At 67.4% G+C, this 26676-nt stretch carries 33 protein-coding genes and 1 pseudogene; 15 read left to right on the forward strand and 19 right to left on the reverse strand.

Annotated features, from left to right (window positions below; all coding sequences use genetic code 11):
- Positions 1–208: 208 nt before the first annotated feature.
- The gene (locus OEJ36_RS21155) at positions 209–1048 is read left to right on the forward strand and encodes a S1 RNA-binding domain-containing protein (protein WP_021216923.1); all 840 of its coding nucleotides are present in this window, start codon (positions 209–211) and stop codon (positions 1046–1048) included.
- Positions 1049–1237: 189 nt separating this feature from the next.
- On the forward strand, positions 1238–1507 hold the full coding sequence (locus OEJ36_RS21160; protein WP_021216922.1) for a DUF3509 domain-containing protein: 270 nt from the start codon (positions 1238–1240) through the stop codon (positions 1505–1507).
- Positions 1508–1680: 173 nt separating this feature from the next.
- On the opposite strand, the gene OEJ36_RS21165 is transcribed toward OEJ36_RS21160, so the two are convergent.
- The 3 genes from OEJ36_RS21165 to OEJ36_RS21175 all read right to left on the reverse strand — a co-directional run bounded on the left by OEJ36_RS21165 (position 1681) and on the right by OEJ36_RS21175 (position 3820).
- Positions 1681–2007, reverse strand: a complete 327-nt coding sequence (locus OEJ36_RS21165; protein WP_263403241.1) for a hypothetical protein — start codon at positions 2005–2007, stop codon at positions 1681–1683.
- Positions 2008–2273: 266 nt separating this feature from the next.
- Complete coding sequence (locus OEJ36_RS21170) at positions 2274–2798, reverse strand: DUF4124 domain-containing protein (RefSeq protein WP_263403242.1); 525 nt, start codon at positions 2796–2798, stop codon at positions 2274–2276.
- Positions 2799–2884: 86 nt separating this feature from the next.
- A complete protein-coding gene (locus OEJ36_RS21175) occupies positions 2885–3820 on the reverse strand; it encodes a DMT family transporter (RefSeq protein WP_263403243.1) in 936 nt (311 codons plus the stop codon).
- A gap of 123 nt (positions 3821–3943) precedes the next feature.
- On the opposite strand from OEJ36_RS21175, the gene OEJ36_RS21180 reads away from it, so the two are divergent.
- Positions 3944–4858 carry a LysR substrate-binding domain-containing protein gene (locus OEJ36_RS21180; protein WP_263403244.1) on the forward strand — a complete coding sequence of 305 codons (915 nt, stop codon included), beginning with the start codon at positions 3944–3946 and terminating at the stop codon, positions 4856–4858.
- Between the two features lie 122 nt (positions 4859–4980).
- On the opposite strand, the gene OEJ36_RS21185 is transcribed toward OEJ36_RS21180, so the two are convergent.
- A complete protein-coding gene (locus OEJ36_RS21185) occupies positions 4981–5157 on the reverse strand; it encodes a hypothetical protein (protein ID WP_021216917.1) in 177 nt (58 codons plus the stop codon).
- A gap of 101 nt (positions 5158–5258) precedes the next feature.
- Positions 5259–5468, reverse strand: coding sequence for a cold-shock protein (locus OEJ36_RS21190; protein ID WP_021216916.1), 210 nt, complete (start codon positions 5466–5468; stop codon positions 5259–5261).
- A 298-nt stretch (positions 5469–5766) separates the two neighbouring features.
- Here OEJ36_RS21190 and def point away from each other — a divergent pair, with 298 nt between their 5' ends.
- From def to wecB, 3 genes are all read left to right on the forward strand, one after another.
- Positions 5767–6306: a peptide deformylase gene (gene def, locus OEJ36_RS21195; protein ID WP_263403245.1), complete on the forward strand. Its 540-nt coding sequence runs from the start codon at positions 5767–5769 to the stop codon at positions 6304–6306.
- Positions 6307–6410: 104 nt separating this feature from the next.
- Positions 6411–7964: a ComEC/Rec2 family competence protein gene (locus OEJ36_RS21200; RefSeq protein WP_263403246.1), complete on the forward strand. Its 1554-nt coding sequence runs from the start codon at positions 6411–6413 to the stop codon at positions 7962–7964.
- A gap of 113 nt (positions 7965–8077) precedes the next feature.
- Positions 8078–9232 (forward strand): non-hydrolyzing UDP-N-acetylglucosamine 2-epimerase, encoded by a 1155-nt coding sequence (gene wecB / locus OEJ36_RS21205; RefSeq protein ID WP_263403247.1) that lies wholly within the window; start codon positions 8078–8080, stop codon positions 9230–9232.
- Positions 9233–9247: 15 nt separating this feature from the next.
- Here wecB and OEJ36_RS21210 read toward each other — a convergent pair whose 3' ends face one another.
- The 3 genes from OEJ36_RS21210 to OEJ36_RS21220 all read right to left on the reverse strand — a co-directional run bounded on the left by OEJ36_RS21210 (position 9248) and on the right by OEJ36_RS21220 (position 10587).
- Positions 9248–9586, reverse strand: coding sequence for a DUF2025 family protein (locus OEJ36_RS21210; RefSeq protein WP_021216912.1), 339 nt, complete (start codon positions 9584–9586; stop codon positions 9248–9250).
- 158 nt (positions 9587–9744) lie between these two features.
- Complete coding sequence (locus OEJ36_RS21215; protein WP_263403248.1) at positions 9745–10284, reverse strand: hypothetical protein; 540 nt, start codon at positions 10282–10284, stop codon at positions 9745–9747.
- Positions 10285–10455: 171 nt separating this feature from the next.
- A complete protein-coding gene (locus OEJ36_RS21220) occupies positions 10456–10587 on the reverse strand; it encodes a hypothetical protein (protein ID WP_021216910.1) in 132 nt (43 codons plus the stop codon).
- A 296-nt stretch (positions 10588–10883) separates the two neighbouring features.
- Here OEJ36_RS21220 and OEJ36_RS21225 point away from each other — a divergent pair, with 296 nt between their 5' ends.
- The 3 genes from OEJ36_RS21225 to OEJ36_RS21235 all read left to right on the forward strand — a co-directional run bounded on the left by OEJ36_RS21225 (position 10884) and on the right by OEJ36_RS21235 (position 14182).
- Entirely contained in the window at positions 10884–11687 is an 804-nt protein-coding gene (locus tag OEJ36_RS21225; RefSeq protein WP_263403249.1) for a PP2C family protein-serine/threonine phosphatase, read from the forward strand.
- A 22-nt stretch (positions 11688–11709) separates the two neighbouring features.
- Positions 11710–13266: a serine/threonine-protein kinase gene (locus OEJ36_RS21230; protein ID WP_263403250.1), complete on the forward strand. Its 1557-nt coding sequence runs from the start codon at positions 11710–11712 to the stop codon at positions 13264–13266.
- 61 nt (positions 13267–13327) lie between these two features.
- Positions 13328–14182, forward strand: a complete 855-nt coding sequence (locus tag OEJ36_RS21235) for an FHA domain-containing protein (protein WP_263403251.1) — start codon at positions 13328–13330, stop codon at positions 14180–14182.
- 26 nt (positions 14183–14208) lie between these two features.
- On the opposite strand, the gene OEJ36_RS21240 is transcribed toward OEJ36_RS21235, so the two are convergent.
- The 4 genes from OEJ36_RS21240 to OEJ36_RS21255 all read right to left on the reverse strand — a co-directional run bounded on the left by OEJ36_RS21240 (position 14209) and on the right by OEJ36_RS21255 (position 15913).
- A complete protein-coding gene (locus OEJ36_RS21240; protein WP_021216906.1) occupies positions 14209–14628 on the reverse strand; it encodes a DUF4019 domain-containing protein in 420 nt (139 codons plus the stop codon).
- Positions 14625–14921 carry a hypothetical protein gene (locus tag OEJ36_RS21245; RefSeq protein ID WP_043244370.1) on the reverse strand — a complete coding sequence of 99 codons (297 nt, stop codon included), beginning with the start codon at positions 14919–14921 and terminating at the stop codon, positions 14625–14627. Before OEJ36_RS21245 ends, OEJ36_RS21240 begins: the two co-directional genes overlap by 4 nt.
- A 19-nt stretch (positions 14922–14940) precedes the next feature.
- Positions 14941–15186 carry a hypothetical protein gene (locus OEJ36_RS21250; RefSeq protein ID WP_263403252.1) on the reverse strand — a complete coding sequence of 82 codons (246 nt, stop codon included), beginning with the start codon at positions 15184–15186 and terminating at the stop codon, positions 14941–14943.
- A 121-nt stretch (positions 15187–15307) separates the two neighbouring features.
- Positions 15308–15913 carry a glutathione S-transferase gene (locus OEJ36_RS21255; RefSeq protein WP_263403253.1) on the reverse strand — a complete coding sequence of 202 codons (606 nt, stop codon included), beginning with the start codon at positions 15911–15913 and terminating at the stop codon, positions 15308–15310.
- A 127-nt stretch (positions 15914–16040) separates the two neighbouring features.
- Between OEJ36_RS21255 and OEJ36_RS21260 the strand changes: the two genes are divergently transcribed.
- Complete coding sequence (locus OEJ36_RS21260) at positions 16041–16940, forward strand: LysR substrate-binding domain-containing protein (RefSeq protein ID WP_263403254.1); 900 nt, start codon at positions 16041–16043, stop codon at positions 16938–16940.
- A 54-nt stretch (positions 16941–16994) separates the two neighbouring features.
- Here OEJ36_RS21260 and OEJ36_RS21265 read toward each other — a convergent pair whose 3' ends face one another.
- Together OEJ36_RS21265 and OEJ36_RS21270 are read right to left on the reverse strand one after the other, a co-directional pair.
- Positions 16995–17387 (reverse strand): hypothetical protein, encoded by a 393-nt coding sequence (locus OEJ36_RS21265; RefSeq protein ID WP_263403255.1) that lies wholly within the window; start codon positions 17385–17387, stop codon positions 16995–16997.
- A gap of 481 nt (positions 17388–17868) precedes the next feature.
- On the reverse strand, positions 17869–19134 hold the full coding sequence (locus OEJ36_RS21270; RefSeq protein WP_263403256.1) for an OprD family porin: 1266 nt from the start codon (positions 19132–19134) through the stop codon (positions 17869–17871).
- Between the two features lie 215 nt (positions 19135–19349).
- Between OEJ36_RS21270 and OEJ36_RS21275 the strand changes: the two genes are divergently transcribed.
- Entirely contained in the window at positions 19350–20684 is a 1335-nt protein-coding gene (locus OEJ36_RS21275; protein WP_263403257.1) for a CSLREA domain-containing protein, read from the forward strand.
- On the opposite strand, the gene OEJ36_RS21280 is transcribed toward OEJ36_RS21275, so the two are convergent.
- Entirely contained in the window at positions 20663–21154 is a 492-nt protein-coding gene (locus OEJ36_RS21280; protein ID WP_263403258.1) for an Lrp/AsnC family transcriptional regulator, read from the reverse strand. The two genes, OEJ36_RS21275 and OEJ36_RS21280, sit on opposite strands and share 22 nt — an antisense overlap.
- Before the next feature lie 141 nt (positions 21155–21295).
- Here OEJ36_RS21280 and OEJ36_RS21285 point away from each other — a divergent pair.
- Positions 21296–22546 (forward strand): annotated as a pseudogene (locus OEJ36_RS21285) (Zn-dependent hydrolase); the annotation flags it as partial.
- A 66-nt stretch (positions 22547–22612) separates the two neighbouring features.
- Positions 22613–23836, forward strand: a complete 1224-nt coding sequence (locus OEJ36_RS21290; protein ID WP_411861041.1) for a diaminopropionate ammonia-lyase — start codon at positions 22613–22615, stop codon at positions 23834–23836.
- A gap of 45 nt (positions 23837–23881) precedes the next feature.
- Here OEJ36_RS21290 and OEJ36_RS21295 read toward each other — a convergent pair whose 3' ends face one another.
- The 4 genes from OEJ36_RS21295 to OEJ36_RS21310 all read right to left on the reverse strand — a co-directional run bounded on the left by OEJ36_RS21295 (position 23882) and on the right by OEJ36_RS21310 (position 25680).
- Positions 23882–24727: a hypothetical protein gene (locus OEJ36_RS21295; RefSeq protein WP_263403259.1), complete on the reverse strand. Its 846-nt coding sequence runs from the start codon at positions 24725–24727 to the stop codon at positions 23882–23884.
- Between the two features lie 127 nt (positions 24728–24854).
- Positions 24855–25130, reverse strand: coding sequence for a Rho-binding antiterminator (locus OEJ36_RS21300; protein WP_263403260.1), 276 nt, complete (start codon positions 25128–25130; stop codon positions 24855–24857).
- Positions 25127–25393: a DUF2024 family protein gene (locus OEJ36_RS21305; protein WP_043245903.1), complete on the reverse strand. Its 267-nt coding sequence runs from the start codon at positions 25391–25393 to the stop codon at positions 25127–25129. The genes OEJ36_RS21300 and OEJ36_RS21305 overlap by 4 nt, the downstream gene beginning before the upstream one ends.
- 56 nt (positions 25394–25449) lie before the next feature.
- On the reverse strand, positions 25450–25680 hold the full coding sequence (locus OEJ36_RS21310) for a glutaredoxin domain-containing protein (RefSeq protein ID WP_021216898.1): 231 nt from the start codon (positions 25678–25680) through the stop codon (positions 25450–25452).
- 110 nt (positions 25681–25790) lie between these two features.
- Between OEJ36_RS21310 and OEJ36_RS21315 the strand changes: the two genes are divergently transcribed.
- Positions 25791–26354: a MarR family winged helix-turn-helix transcriptional regulator gene (locus OEJ36_RS21315; protein WP_263403261.1), complete on the forward strand. Its 564-nt coding sequence runs from the start codon at positions 25791–25793 to the stop codon at positions 26352–26354.
- 63 nt (positions 26355–26417) lie between these two features.
- Positions 26418–26591 carry a hypothetical protein gene (locus tag OEJ36_RS21320; protein ID WP_236234929.1) on the forward strand — a complete coding sequence of 58 codons (174 nt, stop codon included), beginning with the start codon at positions 26418–26420 and terminating at the stop codon, positions 26589–26591.
- Positions 26592–26676: the final 85 nt, after the last annotated feature.

Genomic DNA, 26676 nt, shown 5'->3' on the forward strand with positions numbered 1-26676 from the left:
AAAAAAGGGCGATGTTCGTTCGCCGACATGATTCTGAAACATCGTTGTGCTTACGGCCAGTAGACAATCGGCCGCGCATCGAATTCTGTGTGCCGAGTCGTTTCCGCAACCTGGCGACGAGTGGTGGGGAAAGGCCGGTGGGCGGCGTGCATGGCCCGGTGGCGCGCCCGCCTGTAGAATGCCGGCCTTGTTCATTGAGGTAAGCAAGATGGCTCTGATCGGGCGATTCAATTCCCTGCCGGTGGTGAAACACACCGAATTCGGCCTGTATCTGGACGGCGACCAGGACGGCGAAATCCTCCTGCCCAAGCGCTATATCCCGAAGGATCAGCCCACCGAGATCGGTGACTGGCTCAACGTCTTCGTCTACCTGGACAGCGAGGACCGCCTGATCGCGACCACGCAGAAGCCCAAGGTGCAGGTGGGCGGCTTCGCCAGCCTCAAGGTGGTGGAGATCAACCGCATCGGCCTGTTCCTCGACTGGGGCCTGCCCAAGGACCTGCTGCTGCCGCACTCGGAAGAGAAGCGCCCGCTGCAGGTCGGCGACTATTGCGTGGTGCACGTCTACCTCGACCGCCGTACCCGTCGCATCACCGCCACCGCGCGGCTGGACCGCTACCTCGACACCACCCCGGCGCGCTACAGCGTTGGCCAGGAAGTCGACCTGCTGGTGGCCGACGAGACCGACATGGGCTTCAAGGCCATCATCAATGACCGCCATTGGGGCCTGATCCACCGCAACGAGATCTTCAAGTTCCTGCGCAGCGGCATGCGCGAGAAGGGCTTCATCCGCGAAGTGCGCGCCGACGGCAAGATCGCCCTCAGCCTGCAGCCGGTGGGCGAGCAACTGGCCACCGGCCTCAACGAGCAGATCATCGCCAAGCTGCGCGAAGAGGGCGGCTCCCTGGCGGTGAGCGACAAGAGCCCGCCTGAGGTGATCTCGCGACTGTTCGGCGTGAGCAAGGGCAACTTCAAGAAGGCCATCGGCGGCCTGTACAAGCAGGGCCTGATCCGCATCCACGACGACCGCATCGAACTGGTCGGCTGACTCCGCCTGCCCTTCCCGATATTGCATTTCGCCCGGTCGATTTCTGCTCGATCGGGCGATATGCACGAAACCGTTGCGCTTCAATTCGCTCAACCCATTGATTTATCTGGGATTGCCGTTGTCAGAGAGCTGGCACGATGACTGCAATGAACCCCCTCAGGATAAAAAAGCTCACTGGGAGTGAACGATATGGGTCTCGACATCAAGAAGTTGGCCAAGGCCTTTCCGGACTACGAGTTCAGTGCGCAGCTGCGCCCCGATGGCGGCTACGTGGTTGCGCTGGAAAAGGACGGCACCCGTTTTCAGCGGGTCGTCCCGGCATTGAAGGTGCCCGAGCAACTGGAGTGGACCATCAGCACCATCAAGCGCGACATGGCCCTGGAACTGGGCGAGGTGCCGCCGGTGGAGTCGCTCAAGAGCCTGCGCAAGACGCCCCTGCCGCGTTACTTCAACGCCTGATTACCAGCGGCGCGAAAACGGCCATCAACTTCGGTTATGGCCGTTTTTTTGTGCCTGCGTTTTCTCCAGGAGGGAAGGGCGGCGTCGGGATGTAGGGGCGACTTCAGTCGCCCACGGCGCGCAGCGCCGCTATCCCACAGAGGGGCTCGCGCGCCAATGGCCTTCCCGTTCGATCAGGTCTCGACACCCTGTACCGGCGGCATCATCTGTTCGTCTTCGCCGGGTTCGCGCTTGTCGGCCTGCTGCGGCGGCTGGTCCTGCTGATCCTGTTCCTGCTTTGGCTTGCCGAGCCAGTCCTGGGTGGATTTCTGGGCATCGTCCACCTGCTTGTTGACCTGATCCACCGCTTCGCTGATGGCTTCGCGGGCAACGTTTTCGGCGGCTTGCTGGGCCTTGTCGGCGAGCTTGTTAGCCGACTCTTCGGCCAGGTCGCAGCCGCCCAGGGCCAGCAGCAGGGCGCCGCCCAGGGCGAAGGAGGTGAGGCGGGAAGCGGATTTCATCTGGGTACTACTCCGTGGTGGCCGGGCCCGGTGAACGTGGCCCATGGACGCGCGGCATGATCGAACAGGACGGCTCGCGTTGGAACGCCCCGCTGCGGGGAAACTGTGTGCGGAGATGACAGGCCGGGAGGGTGGAACAAGCCTCGGGCCCCCAGCGGCGACTGTATTGGGCCCGAGGCTTTGAGGCCGTCGGTCAGCCGGCCTCGTACTCACTGACCGGCGGGCGATGGGGAAGGTTCCCAAATTGGCATAGAGGGGACGGGCGGTCAGGGACTGGTGTCGTCCGTGCCTGGCTGATTTTGCTGGGAAGGGGGCGGCCAGCTCTGATGGCTGGATGGGTTTCGCTGGTCCAATTGGCGCTGCTGTTCCTGCACCTTGCGCTGCAGCTCCTGGATACGTTTCCGATCGAAGTCGCGCTCGTAGCTTTCGTGCTTTTCCCGCTCGGCTCTTTCGCGCATCTCGCTGACCCGCGCATCGCGGCTGGCGCTGGCGCTGTCTTCTATCACGGTGACGCGTGAGCCCCGGCCCGAAGAGCTGCTGCCTTCGCCGCTATCGTCGTTGCGCGGGCGCGGTTGTTCGGCGTTGCCCTGAATATCGACCTGAGGCAGGTTGACCGGGGGCGGCGCCACGCCGGAGGGCGCAGCGGGTTCGATGATGCGGGTGGACTGGCCTTCGCTGGCCGGGCAGGGGACGGCGGAGTAGCTGGTGGTGCCGTCGTTGCCGACGCATTTGAAGACCTGGGCCTGTGCCAGGACCGGCAGCAGGCAGAGGCCGAACAGGGCGGATCTCAAAGTGCTTCCCTCACTTCGTTCGAAACGGCCGCCAGGCTAGCAGCCGGCCGATGCGCACGAAAGAGGTGGCAACTCGCCGCAGGGGCTCAGGCGCCGGCGTTCGCCGCCCGCCGCCGTGCCAGGCGCTCGCGCAGCAGCTCGGCGCCGCTGACCAGCAGCAGCCCGGCCAGCACCAGCGCGGCGCCGAAGACGAAGCTGGAGGTCAGTGGCTCGTTGAGCACCAGCACGCCGAAGCCGACGCCGAACAGCGGCGTCATGAACGACAGCATCGACAGGCGCGAGGCCAGGTAGCGGCGCAGCAGCCAGAACCAGGCGACGTAGCTGAACAGCGCCACCACCACCACCTGGAAACCGAGGCTGAGCAGGGCCCTGTCGCTCAGGTGCAGCTGCGTCTTGCCGGTGGCGAAGGCCACGCTGAGCAGCAGCACCACGGCGCCGGCGAGCTGGTAGAAGAGGGTCTTCACCGGTGCCGCCTCGGACAGCGAGGAGCCACGGATCAGCACGGTGGTGGCCCCCCAGGCAATGGCGGCGATCACGCCCATGGCGTCGCCCAGCAGGGTGGCGCCGTTGTCGTTTCCGGGGTTGCCGAGAAAGGCCAGGGCGATGCCGCCGAAGGCCACCAGCACGCCGAGCCACTGCACCGGCGAGAGGCGTTCTTCCGGCAGGATCAGGTGCAGGCCGAGGGCGGCGAAGATCGGGGCGGTGTAGAGGAACACGCCGATGTGCGAGGCGGTGCTGCGCACCAGACCTTCGGAGATGAACAGGAATTCCAGGGCGAACAGCAGGCCCACGCCCAGGCCCGGCAGCAGGGTGCCATCGCTGAAGGCACCACGGCCTTCGCGCCACAGGGTGATGAGGCCGAGCACCAGGGCGGCGACGCCGGAGCGGATGGCCAGTTGCATGATCGAGGAGACGTCGTTGTCCACCAGCTTGATCGACACCTGCTGGAAGCCCCAGATCAGGCACAGCACCAGCATCAGGCTGCAGGCGAACAGATCCAGGGGCAGGCGGCGGGCTTTCATCGACGGTCTCGCAGGGCAGGGGCCGCGAAGCAGGCGGCCAAGGCGGGCAGAATCGCTTCACGCCGCCTTGCATTCAAACGATGTTTTGTCATCATGCTTTGACTTCAACTCAAAGCAGAACCCATGCGTACGCCATCGCTCATCGCTTTGCGCGCCTTCGAGGTCGCTGCCCGTTGCCGCAACTTCACCGAGGCGGCCAGCGAGCTTTCGGTCACCCCCGGCGCCGTCAGTCGGCAGATCCGCCTGCTCGAGGAAGAGCTTGGCGTCAGCCTGTTCGATCGCACCCGCAACACCGTGACCCTCAACGACAACGGCCGGCGCCTGGCGGCTACCGTGTCCCAGGCCTTCGAGCTGCTGGCGCGTGGCGCCGATGCGTTGCGCGGGCAGCGCGAGGGGCCGGTGCACATCACCTGCGCACCCTCCATCGCCACCCATTGGCTGATGAAGCGGCTGAACCAGTTTTCCACCGTTAATCCGGACGTGACCCTCAGCCTGGAATCCACCGAAGAGCTCATCGACCTGGAGCGGGGCGAGGCCAGCCTGGCCATCCGCTTCGTGACCGCCGGCACCCGTTTGCCCTCCAGCGAGCTGCTGTTTCGCGAGGCGTTCTTCCCGGTATGCAGCCCGGCCTATCTGCAACAGCACCCGCTGCGCGAACCTGCCGACCTGGTGGGCGCGCGGCTCATCCATGCCACCTGGAAGAGCGCGTCGAAGCTGAGCATCCCCAGCTGGGGGGATTGGTTCGACCAGCATGTCGGCCCCGGCGTGGACGCGTCGGCGGGCATGCGCTTCGGCCTGATCGGCCATGCGATCCAGGGCGCGGTCGCCGGCCAGGGGTTCGCCCTGGGCTCCACGGCCCTGGCGGGGGACGACATCGCCCAGGGGCGCCTGGTGCTGCCCTTCGGCCAGGCGTGCCGCATCACCACGCCTTGGGAATACCGCCTGGCCTGGAGCCGCAAGGCCACGCCCGGTGAGCGGCTGCGACGGCTGATCGATTGGCTGGTGGCAGAGGCACGCAGCAGCGCCGCCGATATCTGACCCGGGAGGGTCGTGGAAGGCAGGCAAGGCTGGAGAGGCGAGGGGAGGAGCGAGAGGTGCTGCGGGGTTGGAGCTGCGCCCGGCGAATGAGTCATCCCACTCGCCAGGGGGCGCGGAGGGCGTTACTTGCCGATGCGGATGTGGCGGCTGGGAGCGGCCTGGCCACTGACACCCTTGGCGATCTTCTGGATTTCGCCACCGGACTTCAGGAAGGCGGAAACCTGCTCGGCGATCGATTCGCTGGTTTCGACGGCGGGCGGAGGCTTGGGCTTGCTGCTGTGGGAGTTCTTGATACGCATTGGGGGCTCCTTATCAAGGAAAGTGCCGCAGGGCTCGGCGGTGGAATAAATACCCTGAAAAAAAAACCGGCCCGAAGGCCGGTTTCTTTGTACGGCAGTGATTAGATCACTTGTACTTCGTCGGCTTGCATGCCTTTCTGGCCCTGCACAGCGATGAAGGAAACCTTTTGGCCTTCCTTCAGGCTTTTGAAGCCGGCGCTCTGGATGGAGCGGTAGTGAACGAACAGGTCCGGGCCGTTATCGGTGGTGATGAAGCCGAAGCCTTTTTCATCGTTGAACCACTTGACGGTGCCAGTTTGACGATCAGCCATTTTGAAACTCCTTGAACAAAGTTGACACGGCGTAGGAATTTTCCAGGCCGGACTGAGCGCAAAGAGTGGATAAATCGAAGGCTTGAAACCGTGGATCGATTTACGGTGACACATGCAGCACAGTGCGCAACACCATACCCGTCCGCGCGGGGATTTCCTATAGTTTTATTCGCATCTGTGCAAAAGGCTCGTTCCGTCTGTCGTTCCGCTTCCCTGTCGCGCTTCGCTGGCGCCTTGCAAAGCCTCGTGGTTACAGGCTTCATCCGCTTTTCGCCATGACCTCGCCGAGCGCTCACCGATGATCCGAGAAATCCTCAAGATGGGGGACCCGCGCCTGTTGCGCGTCGCGCCTCCGGTTCCTGCCGAGCACCTGGGCAGCGAGGAACTGCAACGCCTGATCGACGACATGTTCGAGACCATGCACCACGTCGGTGGGGTGGGCCTGGCCGCACCGCAGATCGGCGTCGACCTGCAATTGGTGATCTTCGGATTCGAGCGCAGCGAGCGCTATCCCGATGCGCCGCCGGTGCCGCCGACCATCCTCATCAACCCGGTGATCACGCCCCTGGGCGAGGAACTGGAGGAGGGCTGGGAGGGCTGCCTGTCGGTGCCCGGCCTGCGCGGCGCGGTGAACCGCTACCGGGCCATCCGCTACCAGGGCGTCGACCCGCAGGGCAATGTCATCGACCGCAGCGTCGAAGGCTTCCATGCGCGGGTGGTGCAGCATGAGTGCGACCACCTGATCGGCCGCCTCTATCCGTCGCGCATCACCGACTTCGCCAAGTTCGGTTTCACCGAGGTGCTGTTCCCCGGGCTCGATCCTGCCGCCGACGACTGACCGCGCCGCCCGACCTTGGTCGGGAAGTGCCACTGCGCCCGGCAACCCGGCGTGACCTCTTCTATGCTCCTGCGCGCCCGACCATGCGCAAAAGGAGCCTGAGCATGACCACCACCGCCGCCGTGCTTGCCGTCGACCTGGCCAACGTCTACGACGCCCCCAAGGGCGGCAAGCTGCTCTACACCCTGGCCTGGGGTGACTATGTCGATGTGCTGGAGGTCACCGACACCCACCTGCGCATCGCCACCCACACCTACCAGGAGCGTTCCGACGGCAGCATCCTGCCGGTGGCCACCGAGGCCTGGCTGGTGCCGCCGAAATCCGCCCGGCGGGCGGGCGGTGGTCGCCTCAAGCCGGCCGACCTGGTGCTCCCGCGCGCAGAAAACCGCGTGCTCAAGGTCAACTTCGTCGACGTGCAGCAGGGCGATGGCGCGGTGGTCGAGAGCCCCGGCGGCAAGGTGATGCTGGTGGATGGCGGCGACAACCAGATGTTCGCCCGCTACCTGGCGGCGCGTTATCGCGGCACCTCCGACGCTGCGCCACGGCCGATCGACTGCATCCTGGTGACCCACGGCGATGCCGATCATTTCTCCGGCCTGACCCAGATCCAGCGTTCCGAAACCAACGCCGAGTCGCGCAAGCGGCTGTTCATCGAGCCGCGGCGCATCTACCACAACGGCCTGGTGAAACGTTCGAAGAGCGGGCGCAAGGAAACCGAACTGCTCGGCCCGACCCTGGACGCCGACGGCCTCAAGCTGCTCACCCCGTTGCTGGACAGCCCGTTGCAGGTGCCGGCGGAGGAGATGAACACCGACTTCCGCGCCTGGCGCAAGGCCCTGGAAGCCTGGCAGGCGCGCGCCGAGCGGCTGGGGCGTGCGCCCATCGAGTTCCGCCGGTTGTCCCAGGGGCAGCATGATGCCTTCGACTTCCTCCGTGACGAGGGGCTGGACGTGCAAGTGCTCGGCCCCCTGCTCAGCGAGGCCGGCGGTGCCAGCGGCCTGCCCTTCCTCGGCAGCCCGCCTTCCGGGCCGCGTGTCGGCCACGAGTCGCTGGACATCGGCGCCGAGGGCTTCGCCGGCTATTCCGCCTCCCACACCATCAACGGCCACTCCATTGTCTTCCGCCTGCGCTACGGCGGCTTCAGCTACCTGTTCTGCGGCGACCTCAACGACGAGGCCGGGCGCACCCTGGCGCGGCAGCACGACAAGGGCGAGATCAGCCTGCGCGCCGAACTGTTCAAGGTGCCCCACCACGGCTCGGCGGATTTCTCCGGCGGCTTCTTCAAGCGCGTCGAGCCCATCGTCAACATCGTTTCCAGCGGCGACGACCCGATGAACGAATACATCCACCCCCGCGCCACCCTGATGGGCGCCCTGGGGCGCTACTCGCGGGTCGACGAGCCGTTGGTGTTCGTCACCGAGCTGGTGGCCTTCTTCCGCATGGAGGGCTGGGCGCACCTCAGCGACAAGGAAAAAGCGGAGCAGCGCGGCGACTTCTATGCCTTCAGCCGCAGCGCCTATGGCCTGGTCAAGACCCGCACCGACGGCAAGCGCCTGCTGGTCTACACCGACAGCGGCAAGGCCGAGCTCAAGGAAGCCTATTGCTACGAGCTGGACGCCGAGGGCGTGCCGCAGCCGGCGGTGGTGATCAAGGTCTAGGCCGGGACTGGACATCCCGCACAACCGGGGCTTTCCTCTCCCTGGGGCGTCCCGGCCGCGGCCGGGCGATGTGTTCCAGGGAAGTAACCCCCCACACCGCCAAGGAGTGAGTCATGGCCTACCGCGCAATGATGATCCTCGGTACCCGCGCCGAGGCCATCAGGATGGCACCGCTGGCCCGGGCGCTGAGCCGGCTGCCGCAAATCCACCTGCATATCTGCACCGCCGGGCCGGCTGGCGATGCCTTGCCGCAGCTGCTGCAGGCGTTCGAGCTGGAGGTCGACGACGATCTCGTCGCCCAGGCCGAGGAAACCAGCCTCAACGCGCGCTCGGAGCGCCTGCTCGGCCAGCTCGACCCCATCTATGCGCGCCTGCAGCCCGATGCCGTACTGGTGCATGGCGACACCACCACCAGCGTCATCGCCGCCTTGGCGGCCTTCCATCGGCGCATCCCGGTGGCCCATGTCGAAGCCGGGCTGCGCACCAGCGAGCCCCAGGTGCCCTGGCCCGAAGACGCCAACCGGCGCCTGGCCGCGGTGCTCGCCGACCTGCACTTCCCGCCCACCAGCAAGGCGCGGGACAACCTCTTGCGTGAAGGCGTGCCCCTGGAGCGGATCGAGGTCGCCGGCAATACGCTGATCGATGCGCTGCTGTGGATGCGCGGCCACCTGCGGGGTCGCAGCTGGCGCCCGGAGCCGACATCGCCCCTGGCGCGGCTGGGTGAATCACGCCGGCTGGTGCTCGTCAGTGGCCAGCGCCGGGACAGCCTGAGCCCCGGCCTGGAGCGCACCTGCCAGGCCCTGGCGACGCTCGCCGGGCGTTATCCGGAGGTGGATTTCGTCTGCGCCAAGGACCTCGTCCCGGCGCTGCGCGAGCCGGTGCAGGCGCTGCTGGCCGGGCATGCCAACCTGCTGTTGCTGGCGCCCCAGGACTATCGCCACTTCGTCTGGCTGATGGACCACGCCTACCTGATCCTCACCGACTCGGTGGATATCCAGGAGCAGGCGCCGGCGCTGGGCAAGCCCTTGCTGGTGCTGCGCAAGCTCGCCGAACGGCCCGCCGTACTGGAAGGTGGCACCGCACTGCTGGTGGGCACCGATGTGCACCGCATCGTCGACCAGACGGCCTTGCTGCTGGAGGATGCCGAGCTGCACGAGCGCATGAGCCGGCCCTTCACCCCCTATGGCGATGGCCATGCCAGCGAACGCATCGCCGCGCGGCTCTGCGCCTGGCTGGAACAGCGGCGGGCGGAAAAGCGTTGCGCCTGAGCCAGGACGCGGGCTTCAGGCTTCCAGGGTGGTTGGCTTGAGGCAGCGCTCGGCGGTGATTTCCGGCAGGTCCTTGCGGCGCATGTACACGCGCAGCGGCTCGGTGACGTTGAGGCGGTCGTCGATGTTCTGCTCCAGCAGCAGCTGGATCAGCTCGCGCTTGAGGGTCATGGTGCGGTCGCCGTGGGGCTGCCAGACGAATTCGCAGGCCGGCATGATGCTGTCGTTGTCCACGTCCATGCCGAAGGAGTCTTCGCTGAAACGCACGATGTGGTGCCCGGTCTTGGTGTTGAAGCCGACGAAGCCGGCCAGCTGATCGGCGGCGGCGCAGATGCCGCTGGAGGTGATGCTCATGGGTAAACCTCGCTGGAGGGTCCTTGGACCCGGGTCTGGTCTACACGCGCAGGCGAAGCGATGGCCCGGTCTGGCGCCGGGCTCGGCGAGGGATTGTGCAGCAGGAAGGGCCAGGCGGGAGGACGGCGTATTGCCGCAGGCCGCCGCCCGGCCGGGGCTTACTCTTCCGGGGGCGCTGCGGGCGGCGGCGGTGGCGGGGCAACCAGGGCATTGACCACCGCCAGGGCTTTCTCGAAGGAGGGGTAGCCGCTCTTGGCGACATCCAGGTTGGCGTAGTCGGCGCGGTACTTCTCCGCTTGCAGCGGGTCGGCCTCGGTGATGAGGAAGGGCTCGGCGTAGATCTTGTACAGCAGCGCCGTGGCATGGGGGTGGTGCTTCGCCGCCGCCTGTTCCAGCAGGCCCAGCACCTCGTCCACCTGCGGGCCTTCGTGGATCTTCAGCACCGCCTGGTAGAAGGGCACCTCGCCGCGCCGGTCTTCGGCCTCGGCACGGCTGAGCAGGGCCGAGGCCAGCTCGAAGCTGTCCGGCTCGCCGGAGGCGACCAGGATCTTCGCCTGCAGCATGTCGTTCTGGTACAGCAGGCGCTCTTCGCGGCACTGCTCGCCGGACATCGGCTCATCACAGGACTGGGAAGCGCAGCCGGCCAGCAGCGGCAGGCCCAGCGCGAGCATCCATGCGTTGACACGTTGGTAGACCATCGATCGTCCTCGGACCCCGGAGAATAGGTGCTTCGACCCCCGCCGCCGCGCTGGGTTCGCCGCCATGCGAAAGCGCCCGGCACCGGAGTTCCGGTACCGAGCGCTGATGAAGTTGATCCACTGGATGGCGGCCCTGTTCGTTCAGCCCGCCGTCCCCTGTCCGCTGGCTGCCTAAGGCAACGCCGCATGGCTGCCCAGGAGGCCGTCACCATGCTTCTTGTCGCGTTTGGCCATGCGCTTCTCATGGGCGCTCTTCAGCGGCTTCTTCTTGCTTTCCTTCTTCGCATTCATGCCTTTGCTCATGTCGCTTCTCCGTCAGGTGGTCGGGGTGACGCATCCATGCAATGGAACGCTCTTGATCACCCGCACCTCCTTCGGCTGCCCGAGCCGGCCATTTGCTGCTACACCCAGAAAGCATAGTCGGGAAGTGGCGCTCTGCAGGCCGCGACAAAGCCTCGACTGTTTAACACTTGGGCATGGAAAGCCGCGACAGCGCCCGCCCTGGGTCGCATCATGCCGGGTTGCGGTGGCGGGCCGGGGGCAAGCCTCTCGGAACCGCGCCGGATGACTTCACGCGGCGGCAGTACGGACGGAACAGCATGGGAATGACGCCTGGCCAGGAACCCCTGGGCTATGCGGCGCAATCGGTCGCAGGACGGGTTCGCGATCACAACGAAGATGCACTGCTGTGCAGGCCGGCGCTCGGCCTCTGGGCGGTCGCCGACGGCATGGGCGGCCACAGCTGCGGCGAGGTGGCCAGTGCCATCGCCCTGGAAACCCTGGAGCGCGAACTGGCCGCCGGCCTGCCCCTGGAAGTGGCCGTGCACGGCGCCAACCGTGCCGTGCTGGAGGCCGCTGCCGGCCTCGACGACGAACGCCGGGGCATGGGCACTACCCTGGTGGCCGTACGTTTCCAGGGCAGCGACTTCGAGCTGGCCTGGGTCGGCGACAGCCGCGCCTACCGCATCGACGCCGCCGGCATCCACCAGATCAGCCGCGACCACAGCTGGGTCCAGGCCCTGGTGGACGCGGGCCAGATGACCCCGGCGGAGGCCCGTGTCGATGCCCGCCGCAACGTCATCACCCAATGCCTGGGGCGTGACGACCAGGAACTGGAAGTGGGCCTGCTCAATGGCAGCCTGCAGCCCGGCGAATTGCTGCTGTTGTGCAGCGACGGCCTCAGCGGCGAGCTGGAGGACGGGGAGATCCACGCCCAGTGCAACAAGGCCCGGACGCTGGACGGCATGGTCGATCAGCTGATCGTGCTAGCCAATAGCCATGGCGGCAGGGACAATATCACCTGCATCGTGCTGGGCCTGCCCGCGCAGGAGCAGGAAGCGCCGCCGGAACCCCCGCCGCGCTCCTTCCTCAGCCGCTTGTTCAAACCCCGAAAACAACGATGAATCCGACGCGCATCGACTCCCTATGAATGACAGCTTGCTAGAAATACCCGGCTACAGCGTGCACGGCCGGTTGGGCAAGGGCGGCATGGCCGAGGTCTACCTCGCGACCCAGGAGTCGCTGCATCGCCAGGTGGCGGTCAAGGTGCTGCAGCGCCTCGACGACGAATCCTTCAGCAAGCGCTTCGTCAAGGAAGCGCACCTGGTCGCCTCCCTGCATCACCCCTCCATCATCACCATCCACGACATCGGCCAGCTCGCCGACGGGCGCTACTACATCGCCATGGAGTTCGTCGCCGGTGGCGACCTGGCCCAGCACCGGGGCGAGCGCTTCGAGCCGCAGCGGGCGCTGGACATCGTCCGGCAGATCGCCGCCGCGCTGGTGGTGGTGCACGACAAGGGCATGGTCCACCGCGACATCAAGCCGGCCAACATCCTCTTCCGCGAGGACGGCACCGCGGTGCTCAGCGACTTCGGCATCGCCAAGGAGCTGGAACTCGACAGCGAACTGACCCAATACAACGTCGCCGTCGGCAGCCCCGCCTACAGCAGCCCCGAGCAGGCCCAGTGCCAGCCGCTGGATGCGCGCAGCGACATCTACAGCCTGGGCGTGATCCTTCTGGAGATGCTCACCGGCGCCAACCCCTATCGCGGCTCCAGCTACACCCAGACGGTGATGAACCACCTGCAGCTCGAACTGCCGCGCCTGGTCGGTGCCCTGGAGCCTTATCAGTTCCTCCTCGACCGCATGCTGGCCAAGGACCCCGAAGAGCGCTTCGTCGACTGCCGCGTGCTGCTGGCCAGCCTGGCCGAGCTCAACGAGGGCGAGATGGACCACACGCGCCTGACCCCGACGCACAAGCCCGATGCCCGTGAGCGTGCCGCGCGCCCGCGCAAGGCCGCACCGACCACGCCGCAGGCTGCCGCGCAACCCGCGCCGCGCCGTGGCCTGCCGATCTGGGGCTGGGCGCTGCTGGGGGTGATCCTGCTCGCGGTCGGCAGCGGCTTCGGCTACCACCTGCTGCAACAGAAGAAGATCGACGACCTGCTGGCCCAGGGCGAACTGCGCCTGGGCGCCGGCAGCCTGGTGGAGCCGGCCGGCGACAGCGCCGAGCACTACTTCAACCAGGTGCTGGCCCTGGATGCGGGCAACGCCGCCGCCACCGCCGGCCTGGCCCGTGTGCTGCAGGCGCGGGTCGACGGCCTGGTAACCCTGGGTGACCAGCGCCTGGCCGAAGACCGTCTGCTACAGCCCGAGGGCGACAGCGCGGTGGCCTACTACCAGCAGGCGCTGGCCCTGCAGCCCGAGAACTCGCATGCCTTCAGCGGTCTCGAGCAGGTGGCGCGGCGCTTCGCCCTGCTGGCCGAGGAAGCCTATGGCCACCGTGAATTCACCCTGGCCCAGGAATACATCAAGGGCGGCCTCGCGGTGGCGCCGGAAGACCCGCAGCTGTTGCAGCTGCAGGCCGACCACGACAAGCGCGTGCGCAAGGCCCAGGTGGTACGCAACGCCAGCCAGGCGCGGCAACAGCAACAGACCGCCAACCCGGTCAAGCGTTTATGGAATCGCATCTTCGACTGATGCGCATTAACAGGTCAGCTGGGCGATCGGCTTGGCGCAACCAGGATCAAGGATTTCGGACATGCTCAGGATTCACTTCGCAGACAATCGCCAGGAGCCGGTCTGGCTGGTGGACGAACGCTTCACCATCGGCCAGGACGCGCGCAACAACCTGGTACTGAACGAGGTCGAGGTCAGCCCCTTCCACGCGGAAATCCGCCAGGACCATGGCCTCTACTACCTCACCGACTGCGGCACCCGCAGCGGCACCTTCGTCAACGGCGAGCGCATCGGCGCGCGCTATCAGCTGCGCTCCGACGACCGTGTGCGCATCGGCACCCTGGAACTGCTGCTGGTGGACCCGGCCAAGGTCAAGCCCAAGGCCGCGCCCACCGCGCGCTGGTTCCTGCAGGTGATCAAGGGCGAGCACGAAGGGCAGAAGTTCCACGTCACCGGCTCCATGACCTTCGGCCGTTCGGTGAAGTGCGAGCTGTGCTTCAGCGACCTGGAGCTGTCCCGTCGCCATGCCGAGTTCTTCCTCAAGGACGACGTGCTGGAGATCAAGGACCTGGCCTCGGCCAACGGCGTGTTCGTCAACCAGCAGAAGGTCGGCACCGCCGTGCTGGCCCCGGGCGACCAGGTGCGCATGGCTTCGGTCACCCTGCTGGTGATCGGGCCCAAGGTGGAAGTGCGCCAGGCTGCCGACGAAGACGCCACCCAGTTCGTGCGCGTGATCGACCTGCCCAAGCCCGTCGCCACACCGCGCCCGGCCAGCCAGCCGGCGGTGGCCAACCCGTTGCACGCTGCCGCTCCCGCCGCCGAGGCCCCGGCCGCGACGGCCAGCGATGACGAGCGCACCGGGCGCCTGGTGCTGATCGGCGGCATCGTCCTGGCCGTGCTCGGCGCTGCTGCCGTGGCCGCCAAGTTCCTGCTGTAAGGCCCGCTGGCCGGCCTGCGCGACCCTCAGTCGACGTAGTAGCCGGCCACTCGCCAGGTGCCATCGGTGTCACGCATCGGCGTCACCGTCTCCACCGCGTCGCTGTGGTGCTCGAAATTGCTGCGGTATTCCAGGATCACGTACTCGCCGTCCGGTAGGCCCGGCAACTGGGTCGCGTACTTGGCCGACTGCAGGATGCGGGCGCGCACCGGGCCCAGCGGCGAGCGCAGGTCCACCGCCAGGTTGGTCCAGTCGTAACGCGTCACCGAGTGACGGAACAGGCTCGCCGCCTGCTGCCAGCTGCCCAGGTAATCCTCCCGGTCGGCGATCACCAGCCAGGCGCGCGCGGCGGCCTTGGCCTGCTCGATCTTCTGCGCTTCCGAGGCCTGGGCCAGGGTGCAGGCCAGCAGGCCGAAGGCCAACAGGGCACTGCGTAACATCTTCATCCTTCTCTCCTTGAGCCGGCGGCTTGCCCGCCGATGCGATACACCTGGTGCAGCACGATGCGCAGCGCCAGGCGGCTTTGTGCGTCGTCCCGCGGCAGGTCGAAGCGGGGTAGCCAGGCACGCCGCGAGCGGATGTCCGCCCAGCGCCGGCCGTTACGAATGCGGAAATGGCAGAACGGTTGTTGCCCCAGGTAAAAGCTGCCGGGGCGCGGCTCGCTGATGCGTGGCCAGTTCCTGATCTCTCCCAGCAGTTGACCGAGGTCCGCCAGGCCATGTTCCGGTTTTCGCGCCATGGGGCCTCCGGGCCTGGGCTCAGAAGACATAGCGCGTGGGACTGCCAAGCAGTGTCCGTGCCAGCGGGCCGGGTTGGGGCAGCTCCAGGCTCAACGGCAGCACGGGGGCGGGGCTTTGCGTCGTGGTGGTGGGCAGATACAGGTCCTGGGCGTGGCCCTTGTCGAGGCGGGCCAGGGCCTGCCAATCGGCGGCGGCCAGGGTGCCGGTAAGCGCTGCCAGGCCGGCGATGGCCAGCAGCAGGTTGAATGCGCGGGTGAGGGTCATGGCGACTGTCCCTGTCGGAATGGTGGTCGCCTGCGCGAACGGCAGGCCGCCGGAGCTGCCAATCCTAGGCCGCCACGGCGGGGGAATATTGCCTGCTTTGTCGGGGAACTGTGAAGCTTTGTTAAGTCATGGGCGTGGCGATGAAGGCCGGCAGGCGCTCGGCGCGTTCGGCGAAGTTCGCCAGCAATGGGTAGCCGGCGGGCTCCAGTTCCTCGGCGATCACCAGGCGCGCGAAGCCCCAGGCCACCGCCAGGCTGATGCCGTCCTGGCCCATCTCGCGGCCTTCCGCCAGGGGGCGCCGGGCCAGCTCCGCCTCCAGTTCGCTGCAGGCTGCGTGCAGCTGGTAGCGCACCCGCTCCAGCCAGGGTGCGTGCCGCTTCTCCTGAGGGCGCAGCTCCTTCTCGTAGACGATCTGCACCGCCTTCTCGCACAGCGCCAGGGCCAGGCCCACCACACGCAGGGCCTGGGCGCGCGGCGCCGCTGCGGCGGGCAGCAGACTGCGGCCGGCGAGGGTTTCCAGGTAGTCGAGGATCAGGCTCGAATCCATCAGCGCGGTGCCGTCGTCGAGCACCAGGGTGGGCGCCTTCACCACAGGGTTGATCGCCTTGAAGGCATCGAAGTGGCGAAACACCGAAACCGCCTCGTGCTCGAAGGGGATGTCCAGCAGGTGCAGGCTGATGGCGACCCGGCGGACATAGGGTGAATCCAGCATGCCGATCAGTTTCATTAACAGGTTCCTTGGCGGGTGGCGGGGAGTTCAATGGCCGTGGGGACGGGCCAGAAGCTGAAAAATAGCCGCTCGCAGGCGCGGCGAATATCGATAGTTTCTGCCGATTCCTGTTAGTTTTATTTACATGAAAAACCTGCCTCCCCTGGCCTCGTTGCGCAGCTTCGAGGCGGTGGCGCGCCTGGGCAGCATCACCCGGGCCGCCGCCGAACTGCACGTCACCCACTCGGCCATCAGCCAGCAGATCAAGCAGCTGGAGCAGTTGCTGGGCCTGGTGCTGTTCGTTCGTGAAGGGCGCGGGCTGCGCCTCAACGAGGACAGCCGCCTCTATGCCCTGCAGATCCGCCGGGCGCTGGAGGACATCGGCGAAGCCACCCGCCTGGTGCGCGACCGCCCCGAGCGCGAGGCGCTGACCATCGCGGTGATGCCGTCATTCGGCGCCCAGTGGCTGCTGCCGCGCCTGCCACGCTTCCAGGCGCGCCACCCGCTCTACCGCATCCACCTGCAGGCCAGCCTCGGGCTGCAGGACCTGCGCCAGTCGGGCATCGACCTGGCCATCCGCATGGGCCAGGGCAACTGGGAGGGGCTGGAGCGGCGCCGGCTCTTCGATGACGAGCTGCTGCTGGTGGCCTCGCCGCGCTTCAACGGCGGCGACCTGCCGCAGACGCCCCAGCAGGCTTTGCGCCTGCCGCTGATCCGCACCGCCGAACCCTGGCTGCGCTGGTGCCAGGCTGCCGGTGTGGAGGAGCCGCCAGCCGACCTGGGCCTGTGGATAAACGATTCCAACCTGATGCTGGAAGCCCTGCGCCTGTGCCAGGGCATCGCCCTCGAACGGCGCAGCCTGGTGCAGGGCGCATTGGCCCGTGGCGAACTGGTGCAGCTCACCGGCATCAGCGTGCCGTACGCCTTTCCCTACTGGCTGGTGTGGCAACCGGGCGAAGGCGTGGGCCAGAAGCACGAGGATTTCGGCACCTGGCTGGACGAAGAGGCCGCCCTCTATCGCGCGTCCATCGGCCAGGGGCAATGATCGGCGTGCAATAAAAAGGGAGCCCTCGGGCTCCCTTTTGCGTAGCGCGGGGCGTCAGTCCGCCAGGCGCTGGTCGCGGCGCAGCTGCAGCAGGTCACCCTTGGTGCACTGCTGCGGCTGGGCGGAGGTCAGGTCGTAGCAACGCTGACCGAAGCCCATGGGCCAGTAGATGATGGCGAAGGGCGGCCAGAAGATCGACGCCACGCGGAAGCGTGCGCGCAGCTTGCCCTGCTGAACCAGCGTGCCGTGGCTGTCGGTCAGCTTGTAGGGGATGCCGCCGGCGGAGCTCCAGAAGAACGGGCGGGTGGTGACCATGCCCTGGGTGAACTGCTGGGGACGCTCGTAGACGGAAACCTTGGTGTCTTCCGGGAGCTTGAAATAGGTACGGGTGGAGCAACCCCCCGCGACCAGGGCCACCGCGACGATGGCGGCCGTGCGCTTGAACATCTTCACATCCATTCCTTTATGGGTACGACTTCATCCAGGGCGGCCAGGCCGCCGGGCGCGCATGTTGCCCATCTTTCGCTGATGGCGCCAGGCCATTAGTCGGTTGCGCCGCCGATCGGCCGTTTTTTTGTGCGCCGGTCGAGGTTGAAGCCGGGAGCCGATAGCCCGCTGCGCCGACCTCCGCTCTTTTGTGGGAGCGAATTCATCCGCGATGCTTTCAAGGGACATGCATCGGGTGGGCGTCGGGTGGCGCGTAGGGGGGGCGTAGGGTGGTGCGTAGGGTGGGCTTCAGCCCACCGCTTATCGGAGACGTGGGTCTATCGCCGAGCACCTCCCCTGCACCTGATTGCCGAGCAAATCCCCCTGCACCCATGCCGGGTTGCACCCGACCTACGAAAGCTGCCCGCCTCCACTTTCCCACCCCCCCCACAAAAAAGCCCCGGCGCTTTCACGCCGGGGCTCTTTTTTCACGAGGGCTCGATCAGAAGATGTTGACCGGGTACTCGACGAATACGCGGACTTCGTTGCCGTCGTCGACGTAGCTGCTGATGTTGTTGGAGGCACGCAGCATGGAGCCGCGCAGCTTCATCTTCAGGTCCTTGGCCGGGCCTTCCTGGACCACGTACTGCACCTGGTTGAAGATTTCGCGCTCCTGGCCGCGACCGCCCTGGCCGGCGTCGATGTTGTCGCCGCGCACGTAGGCCACGCGGTAGCTCAGGCCGGGTACGCCGTATTCGGCGAAGTCCAGGCCGTAGGCAACCTGCCAGGAGTTCTCGTCCTTGCCGTTGAAGTCGGACCAGTAGGAGTTGGCCAGCCAGATGGTGGTGCCGCCGTCGCCGATGTAGTCGCCGCTCTGGTAGCCGCCGTACATGTAGCCGATGTCACCGCTGCTGCGCTGGTGCGCCAGGGTGAAGGAGTGGCCGCCCAGGGCGTAGGTGGCTGCCAGGCTCCAGATGCGGTTGTCGCGCGCGTCGCTGGCGGCGAATTCCTTGTCCAGGCGGGTCTTGTAGCCGTTGAAGTCCAGGGTCACGGACTGGTCGTCGGCCACCGGGATGATGTAGTTCAGGTTCAGGTACTGCTTCTTCAGCACGTCCTTCACGTCGGAGGCGTAGAGCGAGGTGCTGAACTGGTCGTTGAACTTGTAGCTGCCGCCGTACACGTCGATACGCTTCAGGCCACCGCTGTCGCGGGCCTCGGCGCTCTTCTGGGCTTCGGCGTTGAAGCGGCCGACGTTCAGTTCCAGGCCTTCGATCTCCTTCGAGGTGATCAGGGTGCCGGTGTAGCTTTCCGGCAGCAGGCGGGAGTCGTCGTAGCTCAGTACCGGCAGGGCGGGCATCTGGTCGCCGACCTTGATCACGGTGTTGGAGATGCGGGCCTTGATGGCAGCGCCGGCACGGGCGATGTCGTCCTGGGCGTGGCCGCTGTCACCGGGCTTGAAGAAGTCGATGCCGGCAGCGCCGACGCGGCCTTTGCCACCGTCCAGGCGCAGGGCGTACAGGCCTAAGGCGTCGACGCCGAAGCCTACGGTGCCCTGGGTGAAGCCGGAGCTGAAGTTGCCGATGAAGCCTTGGCCCCACTCCATGCGGTCGGACTTGGTGTGCTTGTAGTCACGGTTCATGTAGGCATTGCGCAGCAGCACGTTCAGGCTGCTGTCTTCGACGAAGCCCTTGGATTCCGCTTGCTCATTGGCGAAGGCGGGGGCAGAGGCAGCGATGCAGAGGGCGATCAGGCTCAGATTTTTTTTCATTGTAGGTACTGCTCGGTTTTCGAAAGCCGGCGATTCTGAACAAGTCGCACGGCGGGTTCAAGACCGTCGAGGGTCAGGGTGGCGTGCACGTGATGACCTGTCGTCGGCGCGTCGCACCAGCAAGGGGGATAACCGCAGCGTCGCGCGGTCCATTCCAGGTCGGCCCAGGGAAGGGCGGCTCCGCACGATTCCAGCCCCCGAAGAAGGACTCCTCCATGGCGACCGATCCGTCCACCCGCACCGCGTTCCTCTCCCTGCTCCTTGGTCTCGCTTCCCCGGCGGCCCTGGCCGAAGACATCCGCGTCAGCAAGACCGGCGACAGCGACGACGGCGTCTGCAACGCCGATTGCTCGCTGCGCGAAGCCCTTGCCTACGCCGCCGCGCAACCCGGCAGCCACCGCATCCAGCTGGCGGAGGGGCGCTACGTCCTCGATGTCGGCACGGCGGCCCGGGCCGCGGGTGACGAGGGGCTGGTGGTCAGCGGCGAGCTGACCCTTATCGGCGCCGGCACCGGCAGCACCGTGATCGACGGCAGCAGCAACGGCCGCCTGTTCAGCGTCACCGAGGGCGCGCGCCTGCACCTGGAGCAACTGAGCCTGCGCAACGGTCGCAGCGCCAGCCGGGGCGGCGCGCTGCTCAACCAGGGCGAAACGACCCTGGAGCACGTCGAGTTGCGCGACAACCACGTCTACGCCATCGACTCCGGCCCCGATCATGGCTGGGGCGGCGCCATCGCCAACTACGGCTGGCTGGATATCCGCTCCTCGCGGCTCATCGACAACCAGGCCTTCTCCGAAACCACCGATGAGGTCCGTGGCGGTGGCCTCTACAACGCCGGCCAGCTGCGCATGCGCAACTCCACCCTGGAGCACAACAGCAGCTCCAACGGCGTCGACAACGGCTTTGGCGGTGGCCTCTACAACCAGGGCTACGCCGATATCGCCCGCAGCGCCCTGGTGCGCAACAGCCAGGGCGAGGGCGGGCTTGGTGCGGCCATCCTCAATACCGGGGTGCTGCGCCTGGTCAACAGCACCCTCAGCGCCAACCAGACCTATTTCGGCCGCGGCGTGCTGGTCAACGGCCGGCCCCAGGGCCAGGGCGGGGAGGGCGCCCAGGCGCTGCTGGGCAACGTCACCGTCGCCAACAACGGCAACTACGGGCTGATGAACTTCGCCTCGATGGCGGTGCGCAACAGCCTGGTGGCCGGCAACCGCCACATCAACGACGACAGCGAGGTGTTCGTGCGCAACTGCCTCAACCAGGGCAGCTACTTCAACGTGCGCGGGCTGATGCTGGGCATTGACGGCCACGGCTGCAGCGCCGACCTGCCGCTGGACGACGCGCGCACCTTCACCGAGGTGCTCGAGGCGCTGAGCGCCGCCCCCGGGGCGCCGGCCCTGCACCCACTGCGCCCGGGCAGCCCGGCCATCGACGCCGGGGTCGGTACCTGCACCGCCAGCGACCAGCGCAAGCTCCCGCGCCCCCAGGACGGCAATGGCGACGGCGTCGCCGGCTGCGACCTGGGCGCCTACGAGCGCGCGGCGCCCTGAGGCGCGTCGAACCCGGTGGGGATCTCCAGCCCCACCTTGACGTTGCTCATGGAGACCAGGGTCTTGAAGCGCCGCACGTTGTTGCTCTCGAAGAACAGGCTGCGGGTCAGCTCGGTGTACTGCTCCATGTTGCGCACCGCCAGGATCAGCACGAAATCCCACTCGCCGGCGGTGTAGTAGCACTGCTGCACCTGGGGGCAGCGGGCGAAGCTGCGCTTCATCGCATCGAGCAGGTCGATGCGCTCGCTTTCCACCTCCACCTGCACCACCAGGGTCAGCGGGTGGCCCAGTTGCTCCGGCTCCACCAGCGCCACCTGGCCACGCACGATGCCCTCGTCGCGGTAGCGCTTCAGGCGTCGGTTCACCGCCGCGGCGGAGAGGTTCACCCGCTCGCCCAGCTCGCTTTGCGGCAGCGTCGCATCGCGCTGGATTTCCGCGAGCAGGCGGTGGTCATAGTCATCGAGGGTCATGGTTGCAATCCCGTAGTCAGGAAGTGCCGGCAGGTGAAATGAAATTCCACTTGAGCGGCTGATAACGCAAAAGAATGGCGGTGAGTGGGAAATATTATTTCACCACCTCGGTATTTCCCACCCAACCCGGAGCACCCACACATGGCAGCACACCGCGAAGCCCCCTTGCCCCGCCTCGATGGCGAGCGGCTCCTGGCGCAACTGGCCGAACTGGGGGAGGTGGGCGCGGACGACAGCGGCGGCCGTACCCGCATCGCCCTCAGCGACACGGAAAAGGCCGGCCGTGACCGGGTGGTGGGCTGGATGCGCGAGCTGGAGCTGGAGGTGCGCATCGACCGCATCGGCAATATTTTCGGCACCTTGCCGGGCGGTGCGGCGGGGACGCCGGCACTGATGATCGGCTCGCACATCGACAGCGTGGCCAACGCCGGGGCCCTCGACGGCTGCTACGGCGTGCTCGCCGGGCTGGCGGTGGCGCGGGCCTTCCGCGAAGCGGGAATCGAGCCGGTGCGGCCGATCACCGTGGCCGCCTTCACCAACGAGGAGGGCGTGCGCTACCAGCCGGACATGCTCGGCTCCCTGGTCTACGCCGGCGGCCTGCCCGTGGAGCAGGCGCTGGACATCACCGGCAGCGACGGCAGCCGCCTGGGCGACGAGCTGCGCCGCATCGGCTATGCCGGCGACATGGAGCCCGGCGCCATCCCCGTGCACGAGTACCTGGAACTGCACATCGAGCAGGGCCCGGTGCTGGAGTCGGAAGGCCTGGAGATCGGCGTGGTGGAGAACCTCCAGGGCATCTCCTGGCAGCAGGTCACGGTGCGCGGCCACGCCAACCACGCCGGCACCACGCCGACCCGCCTGCGTTACGACGCCGGGCTGGTGGCCGCCACCATCGTCCAGCAGCTGCGGCTGATCGCCGACGAGGCCGGCACCACCCTGGCCACGGTCGGCTGCATGCGCTTCGAGCCCAACCTGATCAACGTCATCCCGCGCCTGGCCAGCTTCAGCGTCGACCTGCGCGACCCCGACGAGCAGCGCCTGCAGAGCGTGGAGCGGCGTCTGCAGGGCTACCTCACCACCCTCGCCGAGCACCGTGGCGTGCAGATCGACAGCCAGCTCCTGGCCCGTACCCAACCGGTGGAGTTCGACCCGCAGCTGGTCTCGGCGATCGAGGCCGCCGTGCAGCGCCAGGGGCTCAGCCACCGGCGCATGACCTCCGGTGCCGGGCACGACGCGCAGATGATCGCGCGCATCGCCCCGGCGGCGATGATCTTCGTGCCCAGCCATGGCGGCGTCAGCCACAACCCCCGCGAGTTCACCGAGGACGGGCAATTGCTGGCCGGCGCGCAGGTGCTGCTGGACGTGGTGATCGACCGCCTCGGCGCCGCCCGCCAGGCCCAGCGTCACCCGGCCCGGAGCGCCGGCCCCGAGCTGCCGGACCCACAGCAGGTCGCACCCCTGGAACTCCTGCTCAACCGCCGCGCGGTGCATGGCGGCTACCCCACCGACCTGCGCGCGCTGATGAACATCAACCAGGCCAGCCAGGACCGCGCCTGGCTCGCCAACTGGTCCGAACTGAGCCCCCGCGCCACGCCGCTGTGGAGCCTGCCCGACCTGGCCGCGCGCCTGGGCATCGCGCGGTTGTGCATCAAGGACGAATCCCTGCGCTCGCCGCTGGCCAGCTTCAAGGCCCTGGGCGCGCCCATCGCCCTGGTGCGCCTGATCCTGCGGCGTTTCCCCGCCCAGGACTTCGACGCCGCCAGCCTCCTGGCCGGCGAGCACCGTTCGCGCCTGGCCGGCTTCACCGTGGTCAGCGCCACCGACGGCAACCACGGCCGCGCCCTGGCCGCCGCCGCCCGCAGCATCGGCTGCGATTGCGTGATCGTGCTCCACGCCAACGTCAGCGAGGAGCGCGAGCGCGCCATCGCCGCCTACGGCGCACAGGTGCGGCGCATCACCGGCAACTACGACGATTCGGTGGAAGAGGCCGCCTCCCTGGCGGTCGCCTATGGCTGGCAGGTGGTGGCCGACACCTCCTGGGACGGCTACGAGGAAATCCCCCGCGACGTGATGCAGGGCTACGGCATCATCGCCGAGGAAGTGATCGAAACCGCCGGTGTCGACGCCTACACCCACATCATCCTGCAGGGTGGCGTCGGCGGCCTGGCGGCGGGCATCGCCAGCTATTACTGGGAACGCTGCGGCGCCACCCGGCCGACTCTGCTGGTGGTGGAGCCGAGCCAGGCCGACTGCCTCTACCAGAGCGCCCTCGCGGGGGCGCCGGCACGGGCCACGGGCTCGGTGGATTCGGTGATGGCCGGGCTCGCCTGTGGCGCCACCTCGCCGCTGGCCTGGCGCTTCCTGGAGGGCAGCATCGACGCCTTCCTCAAGGTCGAGGACGCCGACGCGGTCACCGCCATGGGCGTGCTCGCCACCGGCAGCGCGCGGGACATCCCGGTGATCGCCGGCGAATCCGGCGCCGCCGGCCTGGCCGGGCTGCTGCGCCTGCTGGCCGAACCCGAGCGCGCCGCCGAACTGGGCCTGGACGCCAATGCCCGGGTGCTGCTGATCAACACCGAAGGCGCCACCGCCCCCTCGGTCTACGAGGAGCTGGTGGGCGAACCCGTCGCCTCGGTGCTGGCCCGCCAGCGCGACTGGGCGGCGGCCAACCTGGGGCGCTGAGGAGGCTGTCGGGTTGCACCCGACCTACGGTCCTGGCTGGAGCGTTCAGGGCAGCGGTATGCCATCGCCATCCAGGTACACCAGGCTGCCCTGAGTGGTCTGGGCCCTGTAGCGATCGCTGCGCTCGTCATAGGTCAGGGCGGCGATGTCGAGGTTGTCCAGGCTGCGGTAGTCCAGCCAGCGGTGGGCGCGTGCGTCGTAGCGGTAGAGAAAGCCCTCGCCGCCCAGGCTGGCGAGGCTGACCAGGTGCCGCCTGCTGTCGTAGGCCACCGCGGTTGGCCAGGAGAGTTCGGGGAAGCCAGGCGGCAGCGTCAGTGTGGTTTCCGTGTGGTTCTTCAGGTCCAGCACCTTGAAGTCATGGCTGACGATCCGGTACAGGCGGCCGTCCTCCGGGCTGCGCACGTGCTTGCCCAGGTTGCTGGTCATGCTTTCGGCGCCGCTGCTGGGTAAGTGCACCGCCCACTCACTGCTGCTGGAGAGCGGGCTGTCAGGCTCACGAGGCTCGGCCTGCAGGGCCTCCTCGGACATGGCCCGGTCGGGCGCCCTGTAGGTGGGTACGTTGCTGGTGCGTCCGGGCGGCCAGGGCGTCGCCTGCGTTTGTGACGGCGTACCCGGTTGTTGTTGCAGCAGCACGCGGTTGAGGTTGCGCGCGTCCACATACAGCATCGCCAGCGTCACCACGGCCATCAACAGCAGCAAGTTCCCGCCCAGTGCCACCAGCAGCAGGACGTTGTCCGGCGCGCGGGGTGGTTCGGCAGGCTGGGGATTCGCACCGAGCGCCAGGCGCTGTTCGACCTTGGCGTAGATGGCACCGCGTTGCGGGCAGGCGGCGGAGGGTTCGCCTTCGGCTAGCTGTTGCAGGTGCCCGCATTTCAGGCAGGTCTTTTCCATCGCGACGTCCTTGTGCTGATGATCCGTGGCGCATCATGCCCGTTGCCGTGGCGGCGAACCATGCGCGCCTTCACTTCCTCTCGATCCCTGGTTCGATCGGCTTCCCGCTTCTGTTCCGGCAGCGCCTTCAGCCGGGCAGGGTACAGGCCGCACCAGCCAGCAATACCCGGCTGAAACGGGCGCCGGGGTCCAGCGGGGTGATCGCCAGCAATCGGTCGAGACGCACTTCGCGCTGGTCGTCGAAGCGGAGGAATTCCTCCTTGCTGGCGGCGGTGCGGGTGGTCAGGGCGCGGGCTTCGAAGGGCTCGCCATCGCTCAGCTCCACCCGCAGGCGATAGCCGTGCAGGCAGGCGATCTCCAGGTAGTCGTGGAGATCGCAGTGCAGCGGTTGGTAGGCGTTCACGATGCTGCCTCGAAGCCTTGCAGCGGGATGATGAAGTAGCCGTCGCGCGCGATGGCCGCGGCCACCGGCTCCGGGGCCGACTCGCTGTGGCAGTACAGGCACTGGCTCTGGGCGATGTCGGCGTCGGCCAGGCCGAGGCTGCCCAGCCAGTCGCGGGCGAAGCGTTCGGCGCGGGGTTGCTCGGCCGAGTCGATGAGCACGTCGAAGTGCAGGTAGCGCCCGTCACGGGTGCGCACGTGGGTGTCGAATACCTTGATTTGCATGGTGGCTTGCTCCTGGGTGAAGCGGGTCGCGATGGCGGCCGCGACCCGCCGGCGGGTTACTTGAGGTCGGCGATGGCGGCGCCGAAGTTCAGGTGCAGCACCTGGCCGTCCACCACCAGGGCGGGGACCGACTTCACGCCGGCGCTTTCCGCCTCGGCGACACGCGCCGGCACATCGCCGAGGTGGACGATCTCGACCTTCACCTTCGGGTCGAGCAGGCCGATGAGGGTGCGTTCGGCTTCGACGCAGACGGGGCAACCAGCGTGGTAGTAGCGAGCTTGGGTCATGGCGTTTCTCCGGTAGTTGGTATCGGATCGATACCGTTCGAGAGCAAGGCTACGACCAATGAGGTTTTGTCGATATAGTTTTTATTCGATACTATCTATCGACGAAATCAATGGAGGGAAATGCCGTGCTGTTCGACCTGCTGGAACGCCTCTCCAGCCTCACCCGCGTCTGGTTCCGCCAGCACCCGCTGCTGTCCGAGCTGCAGCCCATCCAGTTCAGCGCCTTGCTCTACCTGGCCCGCTGCAACCGCTATTCCGACACGCCCCTGGCGGTGACCGACTACCTGGGGCTGACCAAGGGCACCGTGTCCCAGTCCCTCAAGGCCCTCGAAGCCAAGGGGCTGCTGGTCAAGCGGCCGGACCAGCAGGACCGCCGCAGCGTGCACCTGGAGCTGACCGCACCGGCCCGCGAGCTGCTGGGGGCGGTGCTGCCGCCGGACTTCCTCGCCGCCGCTACGGCGCGCATGGGCCCCGCCGCCGGGGACCTGGAAGCGCTGCTGGGCGACCTGCTGCGTAATGTGCAGCGCAGCGTCGACGTGCCCTCGTTCGGTCTGTGCCGCACCTGCCGCTTCCACCGCACGGTGGACGGCCTGCCCTTCTGCGGGCTGACCGAGGAGCCCCTGGCCGCCGGCGACGAGGCGCTGATCTGCCGCGAGCACCAGGAGCCCGCCTAGCGGCGGGGTTGAACCCCGGGCGCAGCGGTGGACTCCACCCTTTGTGAGCCCGAGGAGAGCGCCATGAACCCCACGCCCATCGAGGCCGGCCGTCGTCCGGCCCGCCGCCCACCCGAACCCCTGCCCGACGGTGGCAGCGCCCGCGACCCGGAGCCCGATCCCTTCCTCAAGGACCCGGAGCGACCAGTGGGCGAAATCCATCGGAACCAAGGTCGAAAACGCCCGGTCCATCACTAGCCGCGTAACGAGGCGTTGCGCGGCTGGAGCGGAAGCCGCGTCGTGTCCGCGCCCCAAGGAATCGACAGGGCAGGGCCGCCGTGCG

It is taken from the genome of Pseudomonas sp. PDM13 (assembly GCF_025685765.1).
Classification (GTDB): Bacteria; Pseudomonadota; Gammaproteobacteria; order Pseudomonadales; family Pseudomonadaceae; genus Metapseudomonas; species Metapseudomonas solani.